General features: G+C 44.4%; 1 pseudogene. It reads right to left on the bottom strand.

What is annotated here, in order from left to right:
• Positions 1–279 (bottom strand): annotated as a pseudogene (locus KVT34_RS30205) (metallophosphoesterase); the annotation flags it as partial.

The following is a 279-nucleotide window of genomic DNA, read 5'->3' as shown; positions in this document are numbered from 1 at the left end:
AAACTCAATAGCTGCCCAGCTTCCCCCTAAATGATCGTGGTAGCCGTGAATAATAAAAACAGGGATATCGTACTGCGAAAGTCACTTCATTTGCTCGCGCACAAACACTTGCGCCCTCAAACTTCTCGTCTCCGCATCATACAAATCCCCGGCTAGTAATACGAAATCAACGCGCTCTTGAATCGCTTTATCAACAATACGTTCGAACGATTCAAACGTACTTTGCTTCATTCTCTCCCAAACAGACTGTGCAACATTCATCTCCATCCCTTTAAATGG

The organism is Paenibacillus sp. GbtcB18, assembly GCF_019091125.1.
GTDB lineage: Bacteria > Bacillota > Bacilli > Paenibacillales > NBRC-103111 > Paenibacillus_F > Paenibacillus_F chitinolyticus.
The sequence above is the reverse complement of the archived record's forward strand: the minus strand, read 5'-3'. Positions and strand labels throughout refer to the sequence as shown.